This window comes from Leucobacter sp., from assembly GCF_053528595.1.
This window is the reverse complement of the sequence record NZ_JAIVPF010000089.1, coordinates 1-5308: the sequence shown is the minus strand read 5'-3', so window position 1 is coordinate 5308 and position 5308 is coordinate 1. Positions and strand designations below refer to the sequence as shown.

At 70.3% G+C, this 5308-nt stretch carries 6 protein-coding genes; 3 read left to right on the top strand and 3 right to left on the bottom strand.

Annotated elements, in window-relative coordinates; all coding sequences use genetic code 11:
- Nucleotides 1-510, bottom strand: a 510-nt coding sequence (locus tag ACWKZU_RS18215; protein WP_449283756.1) for a DNA modification methylase, incomplete at its 3' end; no start/stop codon positions are given.
- 170 nt (nt 511-680) lie between these two features.
- Here ACWKZU_RS18215 and ACWKZU_RS18210 point away from each other — a divergent pair.
- The gene (locus ACWKZU_RS18210) at nt 681-1166 is read left to right on the top strand and encodes a CarD family transcriptional regulator (protein WP_087013543.1); all 486 of its coding nucleotides are present in this window, start codon (nt 681-683) and stop codon (nt 1164-1166) included.
- Between the two features lie 182 nt (nt 1167-1348).
- On the opposite strand, the gene ACWKZU_RS18205 is transcribed toward ACWKZU_RS18210, so the two are convergent.
- Nucleotides 1349-2059: an IclR family transcriptional regulator gene (locus tag ACWKZU_RS18205; protein WP_449283755.1), complete on the bottom strand. Its 711-nt coding sequence runs from the start codon at nt 2057-2059 to the stop codon at nt 1349-1351.
- 67 nt (nt 2060-2126) lie between these two features.
- Nucleotides 2127-3587 carry an aromatic amino acid lyase gene (locus tag ACWKZU_RS18200; protein WP_449283754.1) on the bottom strand — a complete coding sequence of 487 codons (1461 nt, stop codon included), beginning with the start codon at nt 3585-3587 and terminating at the stop codon, nt 2127-2129.
- 256 nt (nt 3588-3843) lie between these two features.
- Here ACWKZU_RS18200 and ACWKZU_RS18195 point away from each other — a divergent pair, with 256 nt between their 5' ends.
- Complete coding sequence (locus tag ACWKZU_RS18195; protein ID WP_449283753.1) at nt 3844-4929, top strand: ABC transporter ATP-binding protein; 1086 nt, start codon at nt 3844-3846, stop codon at nt 4927-4929.
- Nucleotides 4926-5308 (top strand): ABC transporter permease (locus ACWKZU_RS18190; protein ID WP_449283752.1); only part of this gene is annotated, 383 nt, incomplete at its 3' end. The genes ACWKZU_RS18195 and ACWKZU_RS18190, both read left to right, overlap by 4 nt.

Sequence of the window (5308 nt, the reverse complement as noted above, 5' to 3'; positions counted from 1 at the left end):
CGCGGGCGACTCGTCGGCCTGGCTGAAGCCCGCGGGGAGCACGTACTTGCGGTACTCCTCCAGGGTGCCGTCGAGCACGGGGACCTCGCGCTCGATCTCGGATGCTCCGGGGACCTGGAAGTAGGCGCTCACCGTGGCGCCCGGCTGGAGGCCGGGGATCGACACGAGCACCGGCGCCTCCTCGCCGGCGGGATCGCCGAAGAGGGTGTTGCCGGTGGGCACGGTGAACTCGGCGCGGGCCTGCTGCGCACCCTCGCCCACGAAGCTGATCGCCAGGGCCTGCGGCTCGCCGGTGCGGTTGACCGCGCCGAACACGACGTTGAAGTTCTCGCCGCTCTCGTCTGCGACCAGCAGGATGTTGCGCAGGTCGACGCTCTCGACCGTGACGTCGATGCCGTCGCTCGGAGCGTAGGGCTTGAGCGTGCCCTGCGGCGCGATCAGGCTGCAGCCGGTCGCACCGAGCGCGAGAGCCGCCGCCAGTGCGACAGACGAAGCGATCCGAATCTTCAAGGTGGTCCTCCGAGCCGTGGTTCGATCCCTGTCCACTATGCCCCGCCCACGGCGGACACAGTTTGGAATCATCATAACCGCCAGGTCACATGCGATGCAGCTTAGGCAAGCCTAACTCTGTGAATCGGAAGTGTGGTATTCTAGTGGTTGGACTGTAAAGGAGCCACTCGATGCAATTTGAGGTCGGAGAGACCGTCGTCTACCCCCACCACGGCGCAGCCAAGATCATCGAGGTGAAGAAGCGCAAGCTCGGCGGAGAAGAGAAGCTCTTCCTGAAGCTGCAGGTCAACCAGGGCGATCTCACCATCGAGGTGCCCGCGGAGAACTGCGACCTCGTCGGCGTGCGCGACGTCATCGACCAGGAAGGCCTCGAGCGCGTGTTCGAGGTGCTGCGCGCCCCCTTCACCGAGGAGCCGACCAACTGGTCCCGCCGCTACAAGGCGAACCTCGAGAAGCTCGCCTCGGGCGACGTGATCAAGGTGTCGGAGGTCGTGCGCGACCTGTGGCGCCGCGACCAGGAGGTGCGCTCGCTCTCCGCAGGCGAGAAGCGCATGCTCGCGAAGGCGCGCCAGATCCTCGTGTCGGAGTTGGCGCTCGCCGAGAAGACCGACGAGGAGAAGGCCGGAGCAGTGCTCGACGAGGTGCTCGCCTCCTGAGGCGCCTCGCCCCGAAGATCTGAAACGCCCCGCCTGCGAGCGGGGCGTTTCCCGTTCCGGCGCCTGCCGCCCCTCCCCTCGGGACCGAGCCCGTTGCTCGAACCCGAGCGAGGCGTCGGCACGAAAGAGCTCGGGCTCGCACCGCGGGCCCGGTTCCGGGATCCGCCGCGGCGGACACGCGACTACCGCGCGGAGCCCAGCGCGAGGGTGAGCTCCGCCGCCGCGGCCTTCACCGCCTCACCCGTCTCCTGCACCTTGGCCGGGGGGAGGCGGAAGCTCGGACCGGCGATGCTGAGCGCCGCCACGCGGCGCCCGTCCTCGGCGAGCACGGGCGCCGCGATCACCGTGGAGTCCGCGTCGTCGACCGCGGCCATCACCACGTAGCCGGACTCCGGCACGCGACCGTCGAGCACCTCTCCGGCGGCCGAGCCGGCCATCGGCACCGTGCGCCCCTCCCAGCCGTCGAAGCCGACGTGCCGGATCGGCAGCGGGCTCTGCACCTCCCGCAGGAAGGTGCAGGTGTTGGCGGGCCCCGGCACGGCGAGATAGCTCGACTCCGACGTCGTCTCGGTCAGCCGCCGCATCACGGGGGCGGAGAGGTCGATGAGGTCCTCGGGCCTCGCCATCTCGGCGGAGACCCGCGACTGGATGAAGCGCCGACCGAGCGAGTACCGGCCGTCGGCCGCGCGGGAGACGTAGCCCCAGCTCTCGAGGGCGCGCAGCATGCGCAGGGTGGTGCTCGTGGGCAGCTTGCTGGCGCGCGCGAGATCGCTCAGCGGCAGCGGCCCCCGATCCACCACGAGGGTGAGCACCTCGAGGGCCCGGTGCACCGCCTGGGGGCCGAGCGACGCGTCGACTTCCTGCCCGTGAGCCGCCGTCGCCTTATCGGCCATCTTCGTTCTCCCCTGTCGAGCGCCTGCGTTCGGTGGTCTCATCGCAGTCTAACCGCCCGGCACGCGCTCAACGCGCGAGGGACGCGAGCACCTCCGAGGTGTCGACCGCCTCGGCGAACCCGCCGATCAGGCGCGTCGCGATCTCCACGTCCGGGCGCAGGTCGCGATCCTCGAGGTCCTCCGGCAGCTCGCCGGCGATCTCGAGCAGCCGGGCGAGCCCGGAGGAGAGCCGCGGGGGACCCTGCAGGCGCAGCGCGCGCACGGCCACCAGGATCTCGCAGGCCACCATGGTCTCGTACCCGTCGAGCGCGCGTTGCAGCTTGCCGAGCGCCGTCGGAGCGAACGTCGCGTCGTCCTCGACCCCGCACGAGAGCACCGCGCTCTGCGTCGACACCGGCGCGGCGGCGGCGAGCACCTCCCCCATCGCGCTGGCCGAGACGTACTCGACGATCATCGTGCCCGAGCCCGCCCCCGGCTCGGGGGCGAGGAAGCGCGGCAGCCCCGAGAAGGCGTCGTCGTCGATGAAGCGCAGTCGTCCGAGCGCGAGCGGGGCCGTCTGCGCGAGCGCGATCGCCGTGGCGTCGAGCTCGTGGGCGAGCCAGTTCTCGAGGAAGGCGCCGTGGTGCACCGCGATCCCCTGCTCGGCGAAGAACCGCGGGTTCTCCTGCGCGCTGCTGACCAGCGTCTCGATCGATTCGCCGAGGCGCTGCACCGCGCAGGAGAGCACGCTCATCGAGGGCAGGAAGCCCCGGTAGGCGAACGGATCCTGGATGCGGGCCGCCTCCCAGGTCGGCTCTCCGACGATCCCGGCGAGACGCGAGGCCGTGCGGGCGGCCGTCGGGCTCCCGACCGCCAGGGCCGCCTCGGCGGAGAACGCCGAGGCGTTCGCGCGCGCGGCGGCGGCGGAGAGCGCGAAGGCCGCGATCGCCGCGTCCGCGAGCTCGGCGAGACGAGCGGCGGCGAGCGCGGCGCCGCCGAGCGTCAGCGCGCTCGAGCTCATGAAGGGGAGCGCGCTGTCGGCCCGGATCGGCCCGATCGGCTGGAAGCCCTCGCCGCTGGTGGGCCGCTCGCCCGCGAGGGCGAGGGCCGTCCCGGCGAGCGCCGACAGGTCGGCCGTACCGATCCCGCCGTATCGTCGCACCTCGGGCAGGCACCCGCTCGCGAGCATGCGCTCCAGTCCGTCGATCAGCGAGGGATCGATGCCCGAGCCGGGGTGCAGGAGCTGGTTGAGGCGCACCACGAGCATCGCGCGCGTGGTCTCGGCGTCGAGCGCCGGCCCGGCGTCCACGGCGTGGCTCCGCAGAAGATTCATCCCGTGCGTCACGGGATCGGTCGCCGCGGCCGTCGATCGGTTCGCCCCGACGCCGGTCGATCGTCCGTAGACCGGCTGCCGCTCGGCGATGGCGTTCGCCCGGTGGTAGTGGCGCTCGATGTCGTCGCGCGCCGACGCGGAGACCCGCACGGCGGCGCCGCGGGCGATGGCCGCGACGTCGTGAACGGTCAGCCTGCTGGGAAGTGTGTACGTCATCTGCGCCCTGCCATCGTGTTCGGGAGTATTGCAAGTTCCTCTCTACTTTATTACTCTATGAACAAGGAAAGTTCCACCAGCTGAAAATACTTGGGTATTCTGGCTACGGATCCCCTTCCTCGCACACCTCGATGCGCCGACGTAGAGATACGGAGACGAAGTTGTCACCCCACACCCCGAGCACCGCTTCACATTCAGACGCGAACCCAGCGCGGCACGGATCGTGCACGCACCGAATCGAGGAGGCCGAACGCGCATGATCGAGTTCAAGAACGTCGTCAAGACCTACGACAACGGCACCACGGCCGTCGCCGACCTCTCGTTCGTCGCGCCGACGGGCAGGATCACCGTGCTCGTCGGCCCCTCGGGCTGCGGCAAGACGACCACGCTGCGCATGGTGAACCGCCTGATCGAGCAGACCTCCGGATCGATCCTGCTGGGCGGCGAGGACAACACGAAGACGGACACCATCCGCATGCGGCGCAAGATCGGCTACGTCATCCAGAACGCCGGCCTCTTCCCGCACCAGACGGTGATCGACAACGTCTGCGCGGTGCCCTATCTCAACAGGAGCGACAAGCGCAGCGCCCGGGCCCACGCACTCGACCTGCTCGAGCTCGTCGGCCTGGATCGCAGCTACGGCTCGCGCTACCCCTGGCAGTTGTCCGGCGGGCAGCAGCAGCGCGTGGGCGTCGCCCGGGCCCTCGCCGCGGATCCGCCCTACATGCTGATGGACGAACCGTTTAGCGCGGTCGACCCCATCGTGCGCAAGCAGCTGCAGGCCGAGTTCCTGCGCATCCAGGCCGACCTGGCCAAGACCATCGTCATGGTCACCCACGACATCGACGAGGCGCTCAAGCTCGGCGATCAGATCGTCGTGCTCAAGGAGGGCGGCATCCTCGCCCAGATCGGTTCGCCCGCCGAGCTCCTCGCGAACCCCGCCGACCGGTTCGTCGCCGACTTCCTCGGCGAGTCGCGCGGCTACCACGCGCTGAACTTCGAGCTGATCTCGGGCCTCGTCCCCGAGCGCACGCCGTCCACGCAGCCCGGAGAGGCCGTCGCGGCCCCCGACGAGGCCTGGGTGGTGGCCTGCGACGCCTTCGAGAAGCCCGTCGGGTGGGCCCGTGCCGAGGGCGGGTCCGTCGCGACGGACCGGCTCACCCCCGCCACCCCGGTCTCGCACGCTCGCGGCAGCCACCGCGAGCTGCTCGACGCCGCGCTCTCGAGCCCCGCCGGGCGCGCCATCGTGGTCGACGACGGCGGACGGTACGTCGGCACGCTCGGATCGGACGCCGTCATCCGCAGCGCGGTCGGCGCACTCGCAGAGGAGCGTCGCGCATGAGATTCGACTGGATCGCCGCCAACGCGGACCAGATCCTCCAGCTCACCGTCGCGCACCTCTGGCTCACCCTGCTGCCGACGCTGATCGGACTGCTCCTCTCGATCCCGCTCGGATACCTGGCCTTCACGTACCGCCGGTTCTACCCGTTCATCGTCGGCGGCACGAGCCTCTTCTACACGATCCCCTCCCTCGCGCTGTTCATCCTGCTGCCCAAGGTGCTGGGCACGAAGATCCTCGACCCGATGAACATCGTCGTCGCGCTCATCATCTACACGGTGGCGCTCCTCGTGCGCGTGGTCGCCGACGGCCTCGACTCGGTCTCGCCCGACGTGGTGAAGGCCGCGCAGGGCGTCGGCTTCACCCGAGCGCAGACCTTCTT

What these genes read in the sequence shown, in the direction of transcription:
- ACWKZU_RS18205 (WP_449283755.1), bottom strand. Translation starts at nt 2,059, where the DNA reads ATGGCCGATAAGGCGACGGCGGCTCACGGGCAGGAAGTCGACGCGTCG.
- ACWKZU_RS18210 (WP_087013543.1), top strand. Translation starts at nt 681, where the DNA reads ATGCAATTTGAGGTCGGAGAGACCGTCGTCTACCCCCACCACGGCGCA.
- ACWKZU_RS18200 (WP_449283754.1), bottom strand. Translation starts at nt 3,587, where the DNA reads ATGACGTACACACTTCCCAGCAGGCTGACCGTTCACGACGTCGCGGCC.
- ACWKZU_RS18195 (WP_449283753.1), top strand. Translation starts at nt 3,844, where the DNA reads ATGATCGAGTTCAAGAACGTCGTCAAGACCTACGACAACGGCACCACG.